This is a genomic window from Nostoc sp. NMS8 (assembly GCF_017115045.1).
Classification (GTDB): Bacteria; Cyanobacteriota; Cyanobacteriia; order Cyanobacteriales; family Nostocaceae; genus Nostoc.
Window position 1 is genome coordinate 1 of sequence record NZ_JABXKK010000031.1, and the last position, 19,475, is coordinate 19,475.

Below are 19,475 nucleotides of genomic sequence, written 5' to 3' on the forward strand. Positions count from 1 at the left end.
GATAAAAAACAAGGGCAATGGTGTCTATGTTGCAATTTAAATGCCGATTAGCTTAGCCCTTTCAAGGTAGGTAAAATTTTTAGACAATAATTTCTCTTTTCTCCGTGTTCTCTGCGCCTCTGTAGTTAGATAAATCATTTTTAAATCGCAGATGCATAGAAAACGCAGAGAGAAAAGCTTAATTTTGAATTTAGAACAAAGCGACGTGACTTATGTGTATAGAATTTGGGCGGGAAATCTGCGGCAATCTTGACGTTGCAGAATCGCGGGAGTGGTTAGTTACTAACGGTATTGGTGGTTACGCCTCTGGGACTGTGGCTGGTTTATTGACTCGCCGCTATCACGGACTACTAGTAGCAGCATTGAAACCACCTTTGGGTCGCACTTTAATGCTAACAAAACTAGATGAAACTGCATTATATGATACCCGCTCTTATCCTTTAGACACGAATCGTTGGGCAAATGGTATTGTCAATCCCGACGGTTATAAACATATTGAACGTTTTTCTCTGGAAGGTACGATTCCTGTATGGCGTTTTGCTGTTGCCGATGCCTTGTTAGAAAAACGGGTGTGGATGCAACAAGGCGCGAATACAACTTATGTCCAATATACTCTGCGTCGTGCCACTCAACCCCTCAAGTTGACACTCAAAGCAATGGTCAACTACCGCGATTATCACAGCGATACTCAAAGCAATGGTTGGCAGATGTCTGTTGAGGAGGTGGAACAGGGGATTTGTGTAACTGCTTATCCGGGTGCTGTACCACTGTATCTAGTGAGCGATTCATGCGCTAGTGTATCTGTTGTCAACAATTGGTATTATGACTTTGACTTAGCAGTTGAACGCTATCGGGGATTGAGCGATAAAGAAGACCACCTCCACGCCGCCACCTTTGAAGTTACACTAAATCCTGGAGAAGCGATCGCCTTTGTCGCCAGCACAGAAAAACAACCAAATCTCAATGGCGAAACGGCGCTGAAGTTACGTCGCACTCAAGAGCAGAAGTTAACAGGATTTTGGAAAACTAATCGACCCCTGAAAACTAAGGAATCACCTGACTGGATCAACCATTTAGTACTAGCTGCTGACCAGTTTATTGTCGATCGCCCAGCGCCAGAAGACCCCTACGGCAAAACCATCATCGCTGGTTATCACTGGTTTAGCGACTGGGGACGCGACACCATGATTAGTCTACCTGGTTTGACAATTTCCACTGGTCGTCCAGAGATAGCGCGCTCAATTCTTCGCACCTTTGCCAGACACGTAGACCAAGGTATGCTGCCTAATCGCTTTCCCGATGCAGGTGAGCAACCAGAATATAATACAGTCGATGCCACTCTCTGGTACTTTGAAGCAGTCCGCGCCTACTACAGCGCTACAGATGATGATACTTTGCTTGGTGAACTCTTTCCCATACTTGCAGATATCATTGATTGGCACTGTCGCGGTACACGCTACAATATCCACCTCGATGCAGCCGATGGCTTACTTTATGCTGGTGTTGCTGGCGTACAACTTACCTGGATGGATGCCAAGGTTGACGATTGGGTAGTTACGCCCCGAATTGGCAAACCAATTGAAGTTAATGCCCTTTGGTATAATGCTTTACGGACAATGGCAAAGTTTGCCCGTCATCTTGGTAAACCACACCAAGAATATGAAGCAATGGCAGATCGGGCAAAGTATAGATTTTCTCGCTTCTGGAATGAAGAGACAGGTTATTGCTATGACCTTTTAGACAGTCCTGATGGTGATGATGCGTTGTTGCGTCCTAACCAAATATTTGCTGTGTCATACCAGAAAGTCCGCTAACACTTGTCCAGCAAAAGGGTGTGGTGGAGGCTTGTGGACGAATGCTACTGACTTCTCATGGATTGCGATCGCGTAGCGTGTCTGTTCGCGCAGCGTCCCGAAGGGAAAGACTCTCGCTAGCTCCCGACCATCTTCAGTACCAGGGAAAATACGGTGGCAATCGCTATCAGCGTGATGGAGCTTACCACCAGGGAACCGTCTGGGGTTGGTTGTTGGGGCCATTCGTTTTAGCACACCTGCGCGTCTACAAAAACCCTGAACAGGCTCGTCAATTTTTGGAACCAATGGCTAATCATCTTACTGCCCACGGTCTTGGTAGTCTCAGCGAAATTTTTGATGGCGATCCGCCAATGACTCCACGGGGATGTATTGCCCAAGCGTGGACAGTAGGTGAAGTTTTACGTGCTTGGTTGGCGACAGAGAGTTGATGCTGGGAATAGAATAAATGACAGCTATTTTCAGGTAAATAGACCACGCAGTAGGGGCAATTCATAAAATTGCCCCTACCGTATGTTGTGCTTCTATTTAGAAGTTGTAGCCAACTCCTAGTAGCAGTCCTACATCAGTTTGATCCATAAAAGCAGCATTTACACCACCTGTTAGCGTAAATCTAGAACCGAGAGGAACGTCTACACCACCAGTTAGCAGTAATCCAATAGTAGTATCCAGATTGGCTTCAATTGCTACACCAGCGCCTATATAAGGAGATATAGCAAAGGATCTTTCGCCCACCGAACCTGCTGCGCGGGGAGAAAAATCCAAAGTCACGGGAACTAGAAATATTGTATCGTCCCCAAAGATTACTGATGGCCGCACTGATATATTGTTTGTCAGACCAAGTTTGCTGATGACTGTAAAGTTCCCATCGCTCAGAGCTGTATCGCCGCCGCTTAAACCAATGTTACCACCAACTCCGATATAGCTTCTGCCACCACGAGTAGATCTACCTACTGTCACGTCAGGCGTACCATTATTTCCTGTTGGCGGTTGATTTAACTGACTGATGTTAACATCAGGTGGGATCAGGACTTGGTTAATTGCATGGATAATACCATTGCTAGCTTTAACATCCGCCTGGAGAACTCTGGCATTATTCACCGCGACTTGATTGTTAGCGCGATCGATTTGAATATTTACAGGTCTTCCTTCAGCGGTACTCACCTCCCCAGAAGAGAGTTGACTAGCAGTTACCGCACCGGAAAGTACATGATATCTCAAAATCTTAACTAAGGCTTCTCTGTTTTCTGGTTGCTGTAACTGTTGTAAAGTAGCAGCAGGCAAAGCCGCAAATGCTTGATCTGTGGGAGCGAATACTGTATAAGGGCCTGGCTGTTGAAGAATATCTGCTAGACCCGATGTCTTTAATAAAGAAGTCAGAGTTGTAAAAGAACTACTAGATGCAGCAAGAGCAACAATATCAGTACTAGTTTGAGTATTACCAGGAGTTCCAGCTACAACATATTGGCTAGCTGGAAGATTGCTAGCAATGGGTTGTACGCGTCCTTGTTTCGCCAAAGCTTGATATAAAAGTGCCGCAGCTTCCGCACGAGTCAACGATTGTTGCGGATTGAGTTGTTTCACATTCGGGTAGTTGACAACAAGATTACCTTGTGTTGCTGCTGCCACACTGCCAATGGCGTAGTCTGGAATAGCTGAAGCATCGTTGTAGTAGGTACTAAGAGTACTTGTATCGCCACCAGACAAACCCAAGCCATTACTTAAAGAAACGATCGCCTGTACCTTGGGTATTTGTTGATTGGGTCTAAACACGTTCCCAGGATAGCCTGCTAAAAACCCACTCTCATAGGCTTGCTGAATTGCAGAAGCAGCCCAATAGTTAGCAGGAACATCACTAAATCCACCTGGACTTAATTGCCGAACTCGATTTTGATTACCGAAAGCTTTTTGAATCAAGGCGGCAAATTCAGCACGAGTCACAGGTTGATTTGGCCGATAGCTACCATCAGGAAAGCCAGCAATTATGTTATTTTCAGCCAGAGTTTGAATGAAGGGACGCGCCCAATAATCTGAGGAGACATCAGACAAGTTAACTGTTGAAGTTGGTGCTGGTGTCGCAGGTGGGGTTGTGGATGGAGTAGTAGATGGAGTAGTAGATGGAACAGTAGTTTGAGATGAAGCTGGAGTAGAAATTACAATGGGAGTTATTGTAGCAGCTGTCATTCCCAGAACTAGGAAAGCAACCTTTGTTGATGACCAACGAAACAAACTAGACATGGAAATATCCTCTTTTCAATTTCTTCGGTTGACTATTGGAAAATACTGGATTCAGGGTTAAGTAAATACAAATATCCAGATGATTATTTGGTTTGCCTCTATATAAAACCCGTTTTACAAGCTCAATGCATCATGCTTTTTAGCAAGAATGATTTTTAGCAAGATTTAAGAAATAAAATGTGTCTTGGTAATATAATTTATTATTAATCTTTGATCGAGACTATACAACTAACTCAAGACTAGACTTTGAGGATAAACTTTCACTCTTTAGATAGTTGTCGCTGATAAAAAATTTGCAAATTCTAGACTAAAAATTAGCGATCGCAATCAAAAATTTCGAGCCTGATTGTGCTAAGTTCTTTGGCTAAGAATTAAGTTGTTTGCAAAAGACGATTTTATGAAAAAGAATCCAAAGATAAACTAGGATTTGGAAAAGATGTCTCATCTGTATCAATCTGGCTCACAACTCCTCTGGAGCTAGGGCAACAAATCCGGTTTTTACCCCACGCTTAAACCCTGCTTTTTCATAGAAGTGCAAAGTCTCCTCGCGTTTTGAGCCACTCAGAAGCATCACTTTATAACACTGTTTCTGCCATGCCAAAGTTAAGGCATAATGTAGTATTTGCGTACCTAATCCCTGTCGTCGATAATCGGGGTGAGTGACTACATTTTCAATAATGCCGTATGAACGTGCGCCACGGGTCAAGTTGGGAACAATAGTTAAGTTACACGTTGCGACTAATTGGTTAGCAACATCAGCCACAATGTAATACAAACGGGGATCGTGTAAAATCGCATCCCAGATGGATTGTAAAACATCGTTAGCAGGTAGAGGGGCATCGATGGGGTTTAAGTGGTGATACAACGCCAGAAGTTGAGGAAGTTCGTCACGCGTAATCAGGCGAACGGTAATTATAGGTTTAGACAAAACTGTATTAAGGTAATTACGCCAGGAAGTATGTTTGAAAATTTCAAATCATGACTTAGGGACTTCCAAATAAAAAAATATCTAATTACTTCTTATGGGGTGGGCGAGACGAGAGCCATATAAACTAGGCGCTCATGTTGCCCACCGCACAAGATTGGATAATTTATTTCTTGGAGTTCCCTTATGCAAAATAATGAAAAACGAACTGCAAAGTACGCAAAGGAATAAGAGTTTTAGAGAATTATTGCGTAACTCCTACAAATGTCAAAATCATGGGAATGTCAATTCAGTGCGAACAACTCCAGCACGTTCATGACGCGCTAACAGTTTAACTGTGCTACCTTGTGGCACACGCACCACCCATTCCACCTTCGCTCGATCCTTGGTAGGATCGCTGTGCCGTCTAATGGGAGTTGAAGGCTTGTAAGCTCGTCCCTCTAACTGACCTAACTCTTCACGGGACTTACCCGTTACTAAAGTTCCCCCAGAAGGTAGTTCAATTTCACAGATACAGCCCCGCACCAGCTTTTTTTCTAAGGCTTTTTGGGTGACATTAGTGGGCAACCAGCCTGTGTTATGCACAACCAATCGCACCTGATAAGTATCATCACTCAATTTGTGGACACTGGCTTCATAAATCTCTAAACGAGGAGATATTAACAAGTGCCAAACCAGCCATTCTGGGAAGAGGGCTATTTCTTTCTCCAGAAACTCAGGGGGGGGATTAGTCCAAGCGTACATAGTATCCCAGCCGCCTAGTTCAATCTGACCAAGTTGGGGATGCTGGAAGGGATACCAATCTACATAGCCCTTACCTGCAAGTTTTTCATCGTTCCAGCGCAGCATCTTCAAGTCATCTTCTAGAGGGTGTTCTCGCTGCCAATCGATGTATTTATAATCATTAATTCCAGCTTGGCGCTGCGGACTCCAGACTTCTACTGTCCAGGCAAATAGACCTTGATGTTCATAAGCCCAGTCGTCAAATATACCTGTAATTACGTTTTTGGGGTCATAGCGAAAATCATGAAAGGCGGAGATAGCCGGATATTGAGTAAGTTCAGTACCTTTAGCGCCAATGCGTTGATAGGTGCGGAGGTCATTAACGGGAAATTCGTCATCGCTGAGGTGGGTGTAGGGACGGATGAAAACACCGCTAAAAGTATGAAAGGCGATCGCTCCTGTAATATTAGGATGTGTAGTGATAAATTGAACTAGCGATCGCACTTCTGTTTCAGATGTAGGATAAGGGCCAGCCCCCGATTGTTCAGATTCTTGCCGCCACAAAAATGGAAAATTCCGGTTTAAATCTAGTCCTTCTTTAGAAGGCTGAATTTTAATCTGAACTCCGTCGTAATTTTTGATATTTCCTTCTGGTAGTACGCGATAATACTGACCACCTGTTTCTGTCGGTTCGCGTCGCACTAACAGGCGAGGTTCAGTTGGACAGACTTTCCAAGCCCCATTGTCATCGGGGATTCGCATCAGTAAAATCCGACCATCGCCATCGATATCTTCCATCAATAACCCATCGTTGCCTTCTTCATCATGGGGATAAGGGCGAGTACCGGAGCGAATAAATTTCGGTTTGTCAGCCAATGCCAACTCAGCACCATCAGGGTTAACACGGGGGCAAATGTAGAAGGTGCGAGTGTCCAAACAACGGGTAATTTCTGGGTGAGTACCGTAAGCTGTAACTAACGTTTGCAAGAGATATAGACAAACACTTGATGGCGCTAGTTCAGTGGCGTGAATATTGCCATCAACCCAGAGGGCAGGTTTTTCTTGATGTGCGCCAGTGGCAAAGTTGGTAACTGTTAATAGCCAAATATCACGTCCTTCGTAACTCTTGCCAATACTTTCTATGCGTACTAGTTGGGGAAATTCTTCAGAATAACTGTGCAGAATGCGTGTTAAGTCTTCATAACGATAGTATTTATCAAACCGAACATCTGGCATAATAAACCCCTGAATACGAATTATTTTAACTAAGGGAACTCTAAGGAATAAATTATCCAATATTGTGGGGTGGGCAACATGAGGGCCATACAGACTGGGCGGGCGAGACGCCCACCCCACAAGAGTTAATTGGATATTTTTTGAATCCCAGTCCCCATAATTTAATTAGGTTTACCTGTAATCGTAAAAGCTGCCCAGTAGTAAGGATGGCTATAAAGAATTTTATCTGATGCCATTTTACTATTTCTATATAGTTGTGTTGCTAAATAAGTTTGAATTCTTACTTCCTCTGGATGCAGATTATTCAAAATATCTTCATACCATTTTGTCAGTTCTCCAGCAGTTAGTTCTTTTAGCCATTGTGTTGCTTCAGCTAAGGCAGTAACAGCTGATTTATTTGGCTGTAATCGTCGGTAAAACTCGATCATTACCAAAGCACTAGCCGAAGATTCTACACTCCAGAGAGTACTCACTACATGAGGTACGCCCTGACTGACAAAACCACCCGCTAAACTTACGTATTCGCTACTGGTGTAGTTGTTAGTAATTAAATTTTCACAGGCAGAGAGGGTAATAAGGTTGTAACTTGCGAGATTTTGTTGGTAGATTTCATCTAGTGTAAGTCTATCTTCACCTGCTAATGCTAACTCTGATTTTTTAGGTTCAACTAAATTATTAGTGACTTGACCCGTAAAATGTAAGATGTTGTAATTTTCAGATAAAGCATTCACGACAAGGTTTTTTGTAGCTTCCGCTCCCTGAATTCGTTGGATATTATTGAACATCTGACTAACAATTTCAGATTCCAGTTTGGCAAATTTAAGCGGCGGATAACCTTTACTTTCAGGATGTTCAACACTGAGCAGTAACTTATTTTGCCACTGCCAAATATCCTCATTTCTGATTGATAAACCTATTTGGGCACTGGGTAAATAGGTGACGGTGAAATTTGATTCCACATTCGGTAATTCTTCGCCATTTTCAGAAGAGAGATGGAAAAGTGTATGAATGGGCAATCTGTATAAGTCACGGTGAGGAATTAAAACCAGTTGGGTGATGCCTTCGAGTTCCTGTGCAATTGTGGAAATATTTAGGATTTCATACAGTTGCAACAGCTTTTCTTCCATCTCAACTCGCCAAGCATGGTGACTTTTACTTTCTTTGTCTTGGGCTGTGCTGCGATATTGTTGGTATTGTTGATGCCAATCTTCTAGCCAAGTTTCAAATTCAATTAGGCGTTGTACTGCTTCGGGTAGAGGTAATTCATTTAGACGAATAGCATCTTCTCCTAAAGATATTCCCCCAACATCTTGCATCGGTGTAAAGAGCAGAATCGGTGATGGTGCTTGATCTTTGAGGATAAAAGTCTGTAGAGCAACTGGACTAATATGCCAGTAAATAATTGCTGTTGTGGGATTAAATAGTTGTTGAATTGCGTCATAATAAGGCGAATAGATACGATCATTCCAGCCAGAAAGTAGCCAGTTTAAACAAGTATTTTTGCCTTGTTCGGCAATTTCCCAAGCTTCTACTAGATCACCAGACTCGACGGCTAAATCTACTGCCAATTGATCGAAGCCTGCAAATTTCAAAGCTAGTTGTTTTTTACTTTCGTCTGAGCGAGTTTCTTCACTCAGTAATTGTCGCAATAAATCTGTACCGCGTTGCAGTAATTCTTGAATTTGTGTGGTTTGTCCCAAGCCCATCAGCACTTTGCTTAGAGATTGCAAAACCTCTAGATGCAGCTGGGGAAAATATTCTAGTGTGAGGGTTAATAGCGCCTGATGGTATTCAGACGCGGCTTTGCGCCAATAATCGCGGGGATTGGGGTGTTTTTTGCCTTGGTCGTAATAAGTATTAGCGATCGCAAAATGCAATCTACCCCAACCTTCTGGATGGGTATCTGTCCGCAGATGCTTTAAACCTTCCTCGTAGCTGGCTAATTTTCCTTCGTAGCCGCCCTGTAGTAAGGCGGGATTGGTCGCTGTGATACTACTCGATAAATTCCGCAATTCGTCAGAGTTCACTAAATTACCGATCGCAGTTCCCCGACCAATCCAAGCTTCCCAATAATCTTGTTTAATTTGCAAAGCGTTGTCATAACAAGCGATCGCTTCGGCAAACTGTTCTAAATAAAACAATGCTACTGCCTGATTATACCAAGCTAGGTGGAAGTCAGGTTTAATGGCGATCGCTTGCCGATAGGAGGCGATCGCTTCTTGTCTACGTCCTAAGTTGTCTAATGCTATACCCCGGTTGTACCAAGCTAAGTAGAAGTCGGCTTGAACTGAAAGGGCTTTATCCCAGGAGGCGATCGCTTCTGACCATCTTCCCAAATTAAACAGCACTACACCCCGATCTATCCACACCTCGTGGTACTCTGGGTTAATTTCTATAGCTCTGTCATAAGATATAATCGCCTCGGCAAATTGTTCGCTGACAGCTAGGGCGATGCCTCGGTGATACCAATTTTCCTGGTCTTCTGGTTCCAGATTCAGGGCTTGGTCATAACTAGCAATAGCTTCTGGTAGCCAACCTAATTTCAGCAACGCCAAACCCTTGCTAGACCACGCTTCTTGGTAGTCTGGCTTGATTTCTATAGCTTTGTCAAAAGAAGCGATCGCTTCTTCAAAATATCCTAATTCTCCGAGAGTTCCACCCCGGTTGTACCAAGCTTTGTAGAAGTCGGGTTTCAATTCTATGGCGGTTTCATAAGCAGCGATCGCTTCTTCAAAACGTTCTAAATGGAACAGCGTCAAGCCTCGGTTAAACCAATATTCTGAGAATTCGGGCTGCATTGCAATGGCTTGGTCATAGGATGCGATCGCGCCTAACAAATCACCTGTTTTCGCTTGGCTTAGACCTTGGTAAAACCACCCTTGAGCGTGGGTAATCGGATTATCGCTATGTCGCTCAATACTACCAGAGGAATTACTGCTTTGAACTGCCAAATCCGAAGCAAGTTGCTGGACTAAATTGGTACTTTGATCCAACCTTACCCACAACTCATCTAAGGTATTAGCTACATTTGGCTCTAAATTCGTCAAAGTGTTATCCCAGGTTTCCACCGAAGAAGACGTTGCTAATTCAGTCCTTTGCCTAGTGGAAAGGAGATTTGCTGGTGTTGTAATTTGAACAACTTCTTCATCGCCGAACCTCAGTTGGGCTAAGGAAGTGATTGAATCTTCCAGTGGGGGGAGAGGAACATTCTCAGGTATTGTGGTTTGGGCGTTTTCCCTTTCATACTCCAATACCAGTTCCTCTAAATTTTCGGGTAATCTTTCCTCAAAAGAGACATTTTGAGGTGCTGACGTGATTGGTTCAACATCTGGCACATCATATTCCCATAACTGTTCGCCTAAGCTACGGATTAGCTCTTGTCCAGGGGAACTTGGGATAATAATTTCTTCATTTGTCGCGATCTCTACAAATTCTGGCTCATCATACTCCCATAACTGCTCGCCTAAATCGCGGATCAATTCTTGCCCAGGAGTTATTTCTACAAACTCTGGCTCATCATACTCCCATAACTCCTCACCCAAATCGCTGATTAGTTCTTGCCCAGGAGTTATTTCTCCTTCATCTTGTAGCTGATTGTCCTGATACTCTATTTCTGTGGGTAAATTTTGCATTAGCCGGATGCCAATGTTGTATGCAACATCTCCAATTCTGCCAACACCAAGTTCCCCTAATTGCACCATCTGTGTTGCTAAAAGAGGATTTGGTGTAGGTGAAGCTAGTAAGCTTTCACCAAATATCACCAACCAATCTATCCAGCGTTCAGCCGGAACGCGATTTTCAATCCGTTGCAGATACCTCAATGCCCACTGTCGTCCTCGTGCTTGATGCACGCCTTCTAACAATTGGATAAACAATTGTTCTAAATCCGCATTGGTTAGTTCTGGTAGTATCCCCACCAGATTGCGTCCCCTCACACCCTTGAGAGAAGTAGTCTCTTTACTTGCAATGAGGCGCTTTAAAAACCTTTTAAGCGACTGCGATATCCGCCTGAGCATCTGCCACACTCTTGGATTTTGTTTTTCTAGATTGTAGCCATCGTTGTGTTAAAAAAATCATCAATTACGTAAAAATCCATTAGATTCGGACAGCGCTTCCGTAGCAGGTTAGCAAAAAATATACAAATCTTCAAGAGCATAGCATTACAACGTTACAATTCCCAGATTTAACTCTTGAGTTTTGACCAAAGAGGCAGGGGAGCAGGGGAGAAAGATTCGCTCATTTCCCCATAATCCGGGTTTCAAGCCCCTAAATTTATTTATGCCCAAAATTTTAAATATTTATTTCGAGACGCGCAGCGCAAGAAATAATGCATTCCTTAGTTCAAGCTCCTACATTTATGTATGGGGTTCTCCCCCTGCCCCCTGCCCCCAGCTTTTTTTCCTCTTCGTTGACCCTGCCAATTTTAGATTTTAGATTCTTTATGGTTCATGCCTAACTAACGTCCCACTATGCGTTTTCAACCTTCGGAGATTACACAAATCCCGAATCCAAAATCTTCCAGCTGCATCTGTTGATCAATGGGGTCAATCCAAAATTTAAAATCCAAAATCCAAAATCTCTTGACTCTGGGAAGCCATTAATTTTCTGTTGGCTCTGTAGTCGATTCACCACCAGGATACAATTGGCTAATCAATGCCTGGACAAGCACTTGTGGGTCATCTGTTTCAACGGCAAGCTGTTGAGCAATCTGCTGGCGTAAGTTTTCATCCTCCTGTAACATCACAAACAACTCTTCTAGGGTGACAGTTTGGTATTCTCCCTCCGGGGGGTTCTCTGGCGTATCTGCTAACTCTGATACTGGGGTAGTTGGCTCAGAGAGCAAATTTATGCTAGCGGTATCTGGCCCTGCATATTCCCAAATGGGTTCGCCTGTATTGCGTGTCAACAACTGCATCCCAATACTATAGGCAACATCTCCGATTTCTGGGATGTCCAACTCACCCAGTTGCACTAACCGCGCAGCCATTTCATTATTGGGTGTAGGTGATGCAAGCAATCTGTCGCCAAAGCGCCCTAACCACTCAACCCAGTCTTCAGTTGGGATACGATGTTCAATATTATGCAGCCACTTTCGTGCCCATGCTTCGCCTCGTGCTTGATGAACTCCTTGCAACAGTTCGTTAAAGAGAAATTCCAGATCCGTATCGCTTAGGGGTGGCGCTGGTTCCTTTTCTACATTCCCCCTAGATTTGGAGGCAGTCTGTTTTCCACCAAACAAGCTCTGAAAAAGCTTTTTGAACCATTGAAATAGCCGCTTGAGCATCTGCTGCACCATCGAATATTGCTTATCCTAAGATTGTAGCGATCGCACTGGACTATAGCGTTAGTTCAGTCAATAAAACGTATAGAGGGGACTGGGGATTGGGGATTGGGCACTGGACACTGGGCATTGGGCATTGGGGAGGGAAATAATAACTCCTAACTCAGCACTCAACAGTTTTATTCCATCCATTATGATTGGAAATTTTTCTTCAGGTATGTTTAACTCCTGAAAAAATTTATCTCTATACCTTTCTTTCTCAGTAAAATTAGTAATGGCTTTAATTAATGGCTTTTTTACTTTGTAGCTTTCTTCAGCTTTAGCGATCGCACGTGCGGGCATTTCGTTATTTACACGCAATATTGCTAAGTCAATCAAATCTCTAGATTGTGTACTTAAATCGCCGTCAAAACAAAAGATTGATTCTTGTAGAGACGGCAATTTATCGCGTCTTTGTGAATGATTTATACTCGCTGTATTCTAAAAAACAGGCGATCGCCTCATAATATATCAATCTAAATAACTTTAAGCTAAATAAAAATCAGTATCATGAGTATTATCATCTTTGGCAGTATAAATATAGACCTGGTAGCAACAACACCCCGATTGCCAGTCGCAGGAGAAACGTTGCTAGGAGAAGATTTTTTTAAAGTTTCGGGAGGTAAGGGAGCCAATCAAGCCGTAGCGTTAGCAAAATTGGGCATTCCTACTCAGATAGTGGGGCGTGTAGGTGCAGATGATTTTGGTACAGAACTTGTTAACAATTTGCAAGCATCTGGTGTACAAACTGATAACATTTTTGTGGATAAAACTGTTAGTTCTGGAGTTGCGATCATCACCGTGAGTCATACTGGTGAAAATCAAATCGTCGTTATTCCTGGTGCAAATGGGCGTGTCAATCAAGAAGATGTAGAGCGATTATCCCACCTTTTACCAACAGCTACAGCAATACTTTTACAACTAGAAATTCCGATTAATGCCGTAGTTGCTGCTGCTAAAGCCGCAAAAGGTGCAAACATAAAAGTAATTTTCGACCCAGCACCCGCACAATCTAATTTACCAGATGAACTATATCCGTTAGTAGACATTATCACACCGAATGAAGTTGAAGCAGCGCAGTTGGTGGGTTTTCCTGTGGATGGAGAGGAACAAGCAGCCAAAGCAGCTGCGGTTTTGTTGGAACGGGGTGTGAAATGTGCGATCGTCAAACTGGGTTCTAAAGGTGTTTTTTGTGCCACTGCTGAAGAAAAGTTTTTTGTACCCGCGTTTTCAATTCATGCAGTTGATACAGTAGCCGCAGGCGATGCTTTCAATGGCGGTTTAGCGGCAGCACTTTTTGAAGGACTTTCTTTACATCAGGCAGTTATTTGGGGTGCAGCCGCCGGTGCTTTAGCGGCGACAAAACCAGGCGCACAAACTTCCTTACCAGATAGGTTTACGTTTGATGCATTTCTTAAGGAAAAGGGAGTAGGGAGTAGAGAGTAGGGGAGATGAACTATTGATCCATACACAATGCCCAATGCCCAATCCCCAGTCCCCAATCCCCAATTCCTAATCTCTATTTCCCAATATCTTCATTCCAAAGTTCAGGGTTAGTTTCAATAAACTCACTCATAATTTGTTCGCATTCGTCAAGATTAAGATCAATTACTTCTACACCATGAGATACCATAAATTCTTTAGCACCAGGAAAAGTTTTAGATTCTCCAACGATGACTTTTTTAATGCCAAATTGTACCACTGCTCCAGCGCACAGGTAACACGGCATTAAAGTTGAATATAGTGTAGTCCCTCTATAGCTGCCAACTCTTCCAGCATTGCGGAGACAATCGATTTCGGCGTGGGTAACAGGATCAGCATCTTGCACACGTTTATTGTGTCCTCTACCGAGAATTTTGCCATCTTTAATGAGAACCGAACCAATAGGAATTCCACCTTCTTGTCTGCCTTGTTTTGCTTCTTGAATAGCAGCTTCCATAAACTCATCCATATAATTAATTCTCCTTTTATGACAAAACAACTTGTATTAATGGATCATGATGGCGGTGTAGATGATTATCTAGCAACTATGCTGCTGTTGACGATGGATCATATAGAACTTCTTGGTGTTGTCGTCACTCCAGCAGATTGCTACGTTCAACCGGCTGTTAGCGCCACACGTAAAATTATAGATTTGATGGGATTTTCTCATATCCCGGTTGCAGAAAGCACAGTGCGCGGTATCAATCCATTTCCTACTCTCTATCGCCGTGATTCGTTTATCGTCGATCATCTCCCGATTCTCAATCAAAGGGAAACCATTACTACGCCTCTGGTTGCCGAAACAGGTCAAGATTTCATGATACAGGTGTTACGTGACGCATCAGACCCCGTAACGTTGATGGTAACTGGCCCATTGACAACGGTTGCAGTAGCTTTAGACAAAGCACCAGACATTGAAGCCAAGATTCACAAAATTGTGTGGATGGGGGGCGCGTTAAATGTTAATGGTAATGTGGAAAAAAGTTTAGAAGCAGGGCAAGATGGTTCCGCCGAATGGAATGTTTATTGGGATGCAGTTTCAGCAGCGCGGGTATGGCAAACCCAAATTGAAATTATTATGTGTCCTTTGGATTTAACTAACAATGTTTCAGTCACATCGGAGTTAGTATACAAAATGGGGCGACAACGCCACTATCCCATCTCTGATTTAGCTGGACAATGTTATGCACTAGTTATCCCTCAAGATTATTATTTCTGGGATGTGTTGGCAACAGCTTATCTGGGACACCCAGAATATTATCAATTGCGCGAATGGGAAACAGAAATTATTACCACTGGTCTTAGTCAGGGGCGTACTAAGGTAGTTTCTGGTGGTCGAAAAATTTATGCAATGGATCGGGTAGATAAAGAGGCTTTTTATGCTTACATCTTGCTGCAATGGGCAAGATAAAAAACTAAAATAATTAGGTGGCGTGCATACTCAAACTTGCTATCGAAAACTAAGGAGATAGAAACTTTTGATGATCTTGAGTCTTACATTTTGTACCTCAGTTACTTGCAAACTGGTGTAAGACTGAGAATTACTCATAGCGTGCCTTTTTAGATTTAATCACCTCAATGACATCATCGTGTCTTTGCCCCTCGATAATATCCTTGAGATGAATTTGCCCATTAATGTATTGAATATGGATGCGCCAACCTGAGACTTTATCGATATCAGCGCGATAAATTGCCTGCTTCACACCTTTTACTTTGTGCAGGCTCGTTTTGGGAAATTTTCTTGTTCTGTGACACTCATTATCTTCAAGCTCTGCCAAGGCTTCAAGAAAAGCAATCTTTAGCTCATCATCTGGCAAAATCTTCATGGCTTGATAAATAATGCCGTATTCATCACACAGAGTAAGGGTTTGTGCCATAAACCAACTTACGAGAACTGGGCAGTTTCTCGATTGTGATGGAGTAATCCTTGATACAAAGACTCTGCCACACCTTTATACGCTTTATCAAGATCATCGTGTTTAACTACTCGAAAAAGAGTAAAAATAACTTGCCCAAAAATTGGATCTTCGTCAACTGTCAAAATCACCCTTAGTTTCTGCGAAACCCTTAGCGTGTACAGCGAAGATTCATAGCCATTAATATCTAACGGTAGCGCAAGACGATGCAACTTATGATAAATGTCAGCTTTTTTAGTTGGGAAGAGGCTGGCGCAATCATTGATTTTTTTAACCGCTGCGGCTTTCTCATCTTCACTTAGCCTGCCAAGATCTTTCTCAAAGCTGCTTGTTGACTCAATTAGAACATCCACGTTACGAACCGCCAATCTGAATTTAGCTACTTGTCCTCTGTCCCTAGCATAGCAACAAAATCTTATTCCCCTAAATAGCCTCGTGACAAGTTAATACAGAACTTGAACAGGTAGCCTGGAAGAATCGCTTCCACCAAAAGATAGAGCAGATGGTAGTTTTGGTGCATTTGTAGATTAAGAGGTTCAAAATGGCTATAAATCTAGATTCTGGTTTTGAAATTCTTTATCTTAGTGACCTTAAATATAATGAAATGACTGTTGAAATACAATATAAGGGACAACAGGTTGCACAAATAAATAAAGATAAAGGTGTTGATAAAATAGAAATAGATATATGCTCAGAATATGTTACTCCCGATTTTTGTCGGAATTTAAATTCCTATTAAGTGACTTTTTAGAAGCAATAAATATAGCTAGCAGAGTATTAAGAGATACTTAAATTAATTCTCCGTCAGTAGAATCGTACCGATTCTATCGATTAGCTAGAGTAAAATTATAGTGATGATTTCGGACTTCATCGTGACTGATTATTCATAAATGATAAACTTCAAACCTAAGAAGAGAGCAGCTACAGTTCCGGCAACAGAGATTTCTCCCTGAATAATTTTATCTAAAACTGATTCTATAGGAATCAATACAACTTCAATTTCTTCTGTAATATCTAGTTGTTGCTCTCCAACTTTACTCACATTTTCTGCTAAAAATAAATGTATTTGATTGGTATCTTTACTCGGCTTATCGTATAGAGTTCCAATTTTTCTAAATTCTTGGGGAATATAACCAGTTTCTTCTGTAAATTCTCTAATAGCTGCTACTTCTGCACTCTCTTTTGTGGGATCGAAATTCCCTGCTGGCAGTTCTAAGAAAAATTCACCGATGGCGTGTCTGTATTGCCGGACAAAAATAATTTCTCTACTACTAGTGATAGGTAAAACCATCGCAACGTCAGGCTTAATACTGACAAAATAATCATCGATAATTTTACCATTGGGCAATTCTATTTCATCTTGCCTTACCTTACACCAGTAATGATCTAAGACCATTTTTGATTTTAAAGTCTTCCATTTTTTTAAGTTGTTCATAAATTAAGTAATATATTATGTATAAAAAATTCGCTATGAATGTAAAAAACTATAACAGATGCATCCGATAATCTAAATTTTCAACTTACACTAGCTTTTGCCATATCATAATATGTATAACAAGTATGCAAATAAATGTAAATTTATTTACAGTCAACAAAAGATTTCCCTTGACTATTAGTCGGGGTACAACGGCACAAACAACGAATGTATGGGTGAGGATCTTACACGATCGCATCGAAGGCTGGGGAGAAGCATCACCGTTCGGTGTGGGTAATCATCGGCAATCAACTGATGCCATCAAAGATGCGCTACAGCAAGTTGTACCACTGTTACAAACATTTAGCCCCTTACAGCGGCAGGAAGTTGAGCAAGTTTTAACACAAAACCAGGTTCCTTCTGCGGCCAGGGCTGCTTTAGATATGGCAATGCATGACTGGTTGGGTAAGCGCGTAGGATTACCCTTGTGGCAAATTTGGGGACTCGATCGCAATCAGATAGTCCCGACTTCAGTCACAATTGGGATTAATTCACCTGAAGGTGCGATCGCCAGAGCGCGAGACTGGTTACAATTTGCTGATGTTCGCCTTTTTAAGGTCAAGCTAGGTAGCCCAGATGGTATAGATGCAGATAAAAAAATGCTATCAGCAGTGCAAAAAGAAGCACCATTACCAGAGTTTTTTGTTGATGCCAATGGCGGTTGGAGTTTAGAAGATGCGATCGCCATGTGCAATTGGCTGGCTGATTTGGGTATAAAGTATGTAGAACAGCCATTGCCACGAGGGCAGGAACCAAGTTTAGCAAAACTCAAAGAACACTCTCCCCTACCCATCTTTGTCGATGAAAGTTGTTTTACAAGTGCCGATATTCCCCATTTGGCAAACTACGTGGATGGTATTAATATCAAACTGATGAAATCAGGGGGACTAACAGAGGCAATGCGAATGGTACACACAGCACGAGCCTACGGGTTGCAAGTAATGTTCGGTTGCTATTCTGACAGTTCGCTAGCTAATACAGCAGCATTACAGCTAGCACCACTAGCTGATTATTTAGATTTAGACAGTCACCTGAATTTAATCGATGATCCCTTTACGGGTGCATTGCTAAAAGAAGGGAGAGTTTTGCCAAACGATTTACCAGGTTTGGGGGTACAACAGAGTGCGTCTACCACTTAATCAACGAGTAGCTATCTTACTTCATGAGGGAATTAGCGGACATCACGGCAAAACAGGGTTAGCAATTTTACGTTACAGTGAAGCCCCAATCGTAGCCGTAATCGATCGCGATTCTGTTGGCAAATCTCTCACAGAATTAACAGGTATCAAGCGTGAAGTGCCAATTGTGGCATCAGTAGCCGCAGCCCTAGAATACCAGCCGGAAGTATTAGTAATTGGTATTGCCCCTGGTGGTGGTGCTGTACCAGATGATTACTGGCTAGAAATCAAGAATGCTTTAGAGGCGGGAATGTCTCTGGTGAATGGTTTACATACACCAATGGCAAGTATTCCAGAGTTAAATGCACTACTCAAACCTGGGCAACTAATTTGGGATATACGAAAAGAGCCGTCTAATATCAGTGTTGCTAGTGGCATAGCACGCACCCTTCCCTGTCGGCGGGTATTGACAGTGGGAACCGATATGGCGATCGGTAAAATGTCAACTAGCCTACAGTTACATTGGGCATCAAAACTGCGGGGTTGGCGTTCTAAATTTCTCGCTACAGGACAAACTGGTGTGATGTTAGAAGGGGACGGCGTGGCTTTAGATGCTGTGCGGGTAGACTTTGCCGCCGGTGCTGTAGAACAAATAGTTATGCGTTATGGCAAAAACTACGACATTTTGCACATTGAAGGACAAGGTTCACTACTACACCCTGGTTCAACAGCAACTTTACCCCTTATTCGTGGTTCGCAACCAACCCAACTGGTATTAGTACATCGGGCGGGACAAGTTCATGTACGTAATCATCCCCATGTACTAATTCCGCCTTTACCAGAAGTGATTAAGCTTTATGAAACTGTTGCTAGTGCTGGTGGTGCTTTTGGCAGTGTTCCTGTAGTGGGTATAGCACTGAATACAGCCCATCTAGATGAGTCTGCGGCCAAGGAAAGCATCGCTCAAGTAATAGCAGAAACAGGACTACCTTGCACCGATGTAGTACGTTTTGATGCCAATGTGCTTTTGGATGCGGTAATGAAGAATTAGCTCCTGTAATCAAAATCCCCAGTTCCTAGTTCTCTACCCAAAAATCCAAAACAAATTTATAGCAATTCATAGTCATATCGAGTATGATTTATATAGAAACTCGTTATGACTACGAATTAGGATGCTCGATCGGCGACCATCTTTCTACTAGCTAAAATGTATTGTGGGCAATTTGAGTAAC

General features: G+C 42.6%; 15 protein-coding genes and 1 pseudogene. 6 read left to right on the top strand and 10 right to left on the bottom strand.

Annotated features, from left to right (window positions below; genetic code table 11):
* The first annotated feature begins 212 nt into the window (after positions 1–212).
* Positions 213–2,242: pseudogene (locus HWQ39_RS03525) on the top strand (amylo-alpha-1,6-glucosidase).
* A gap of 97 nt (positions 2,243–2,339) precedes the next feature.
* On the opposite strand, the gene HWQ39_RS03530 reads toward HWQ39_RS03525, so the two are convergent.
* The 6 genes from HWQ39_RS03530 to HWQ39_RS03555 all read right to left on the bottom strand — a co-directional run bounded on the left by HWQ39_RS03530 (position 2,340) and on the right by HWQ39_RS03555 (position 12,655).
* Entirely contained in the window at positions 2,340–4,049 is a 1,710-nt protein-coding gene (locus tag HWQ39_RS03530) for a fasciclin domain-containing protein (protein WP_292841657.1), read from the bottom strand.
* 460 nt (positions 4,050–4,509) lie between these two features.
* The gene (locus HWQ39_RS03535; protein ID WP_292841660.1) at positions 4,510–4,977 is read right to left on the bottom strand and encodes a GNAT family N-acetyltransferase; all 468 of its coding nucleotides are present in this window, start codon (positions 4,975–4,977) and stop codon (positions 4,510–4,512) included.
* Between the two features lie 270 nt (positions 4,978–5,247).
* Positions 5,248–6,933, bottom strand: a complete 1,686-nt coding sequence (locus HWQ39_RS03540; protein ID WP_292841663.1) for a M14 family metallopeptidase — start codon at positions 6,931–6,933, stop codon at positions 5,248–5,250.
* Between the two features lie 161 nt (positions 6,934–7,094).
* Positions 7,095–10,949: a tetratricopeptide repeat protein gene (locus tag HWQ39_RS03545; protein ID WP_292841666.1), complete on the bottom strand. Its 3,855-nt coding sequence runs from the start codon at positions 10,947–10,949 to the stop codon at positions 7,095–7,097.
* A gap of 581 nt (positions 10,950–11,530) precedes the next feature.
* Positions 11,531–12,229 carry a hypothetical protein gene (locus HWQ39_RS03550; protein WP_292841669.1) on the bottom strand — a complete coding sequence of 233 codons (699 nt, stop codon included), beginning with the start codon at positions 12,227–12,229 and terminating at the stop codon, positions 11,531–11,533.
* A gap of 57 nt (positions 12,230–12,286) precedes the next feature.
* Complete coding sequence (locus HWQ39_RS03555) at positions 12,287–12,655, bottom strand: hypothetical protein (RefSeq protein WP_292841672.1); 369 nt, start codon at positions 12,653–12,655, stop codon at positions 12,287–12,289.
* A 108-nt stretch (positions 12,656–12,763) separates the two neighbouring features.
* Between HWQ39_RS03555 and rbsK the strand changes: the two genes are divergently transcribed.
* Entirely contained in the window at positions 12,764–13,699 is a 936-nt protein-coding gene (gene rbsK / locus HWQ39_RS03560; protein ID WP_292841675.1) for a ribokinase, read from the top strand.
* Positions 13,700–13,772: 73 nt separating this feature from the next.
* Here rbsK and HWQ39_RS03565 read toward each other — a convergent pair whose 3' ends face one another.
* Positions 13,773–14,204, bottom strand: coding sequence for a nucleoside deaminase (locus HWQ39_RS03565; protein WP_292841678.1), 432 nt, complete (start codon positions 14,202–14,204; stop codon positions 13,773–13,775).
* An 18-nt stretch (positions 14,205–14,222) separates the two neighbouring features.
* Between HWQ39_RS03565 and HWQ39_RS03570 the strand changes: the two genes are divergently transcribed.
* On the top strand, positions 14,223–15,146 hold the full coding sequence (locus HWQ39_RS03570; RefSeq protein WP_292841681.1) for a nucleoside hydrolase: 924 nt from the start codon (positions 14,223–14,225) through the stop codon (positions 15,144–15,146).
* Positions 15,147–15,276: 130 nt separating this feature from the next.
* Here HWQ39_RS03570 and HWQ39_RS03575 read toward each other — a convergent pair whose 3' ends face one another.
* The gene (locus HWQ39_RS03575) at positions 15,277–15,612 is read right to left on the bottom strand and encodes a hypothetical protein (RefSeq protein ID WP_292841684.1); all 336 of its coding nucleotides are present in this window, start codon (positions 15,610–15,612) and stop codon (positions 15,277–15,279) included.
* Between the two features lie 8 nt (positions 15,613–15,620).
* Complete coding sequence (locus HWQ39_RS03580) at positions 15,621–16,004, bottom strand: hypothetical protein (RefSeq protein WP_292841687.1); 384 nt, start codon at positions 16,002–16,004, stop codon at positions 15,621–15,623.
* A gap of 188 nt (positions 16,005–16,192) precedes the next feature.
* Between HWQ39_RS03580 and HWQ39_RS03585 the strand changes: the two genes are divergently transcribed.
* Entirely contained in the window at positions 16,193–16,390 is a 198-nt protein-coding gene (locus HWQ39_RS03585; protein ID WP_292841690.1) for a hypothetical protein, read from the top strand.
* A 141-nt stretch (positions 16,391–16,531) separates the two neighbouring features.
* Here the strand turns inward: HWQ39_RS03585 and HWQ39_RS03590 are convergent, their stop codons facing one another.
* Positions 16,532–17,086: an NUDIX hydrolase gene (locus HWQ39_RS03590; RefSeq protein ID WP_292841693.1), complete on the bottom strand. Its 555-nt coding sequence runs from the start codon at positions 17,084–17,086 to the stop codon at positions 16,532–16,534.
* A gap of 125 nt (positions 17,087–17,211) precedes the next feature.
* On the opposite strand from HWQ39_RS03590, the gene HWQ39_RS03595 reads away from it, so the two are divergent.
* Together HWQ39_RS03595 and HWQ39_RS03600 are read left to right on the top strand one after the other, a co-directional pair.
* The gene (locus tag HWQ39_RS03595; protein WP_292841696.1) at positions 17,212–18,264 is read left to right on the top strand and encodes a dipeptide epimerase; all 1,053 of its coding nucleotides are present in this window, start codon (positions 17,212–17,214) and stop codon (positions 18,262–18,264) included.
* Positions 18,248–19,294 (top strand): DUF1611 domain-containing protein, encoded by a 1,047-nt coding sequence (locus HWQ39_RS03600; RefSeq protein WP_292841699.1) that lies wholly within the window; start codon positions 18,248–18,250, stop codon positions 19,292–19,294. Before HWQ39_RS03595 ends, HWQ39_RS03600 begins: the two co-directional genes overlap by 17 nt.
* Positions 19,295–19,475 lie beyond the last annotated feature (181 nt).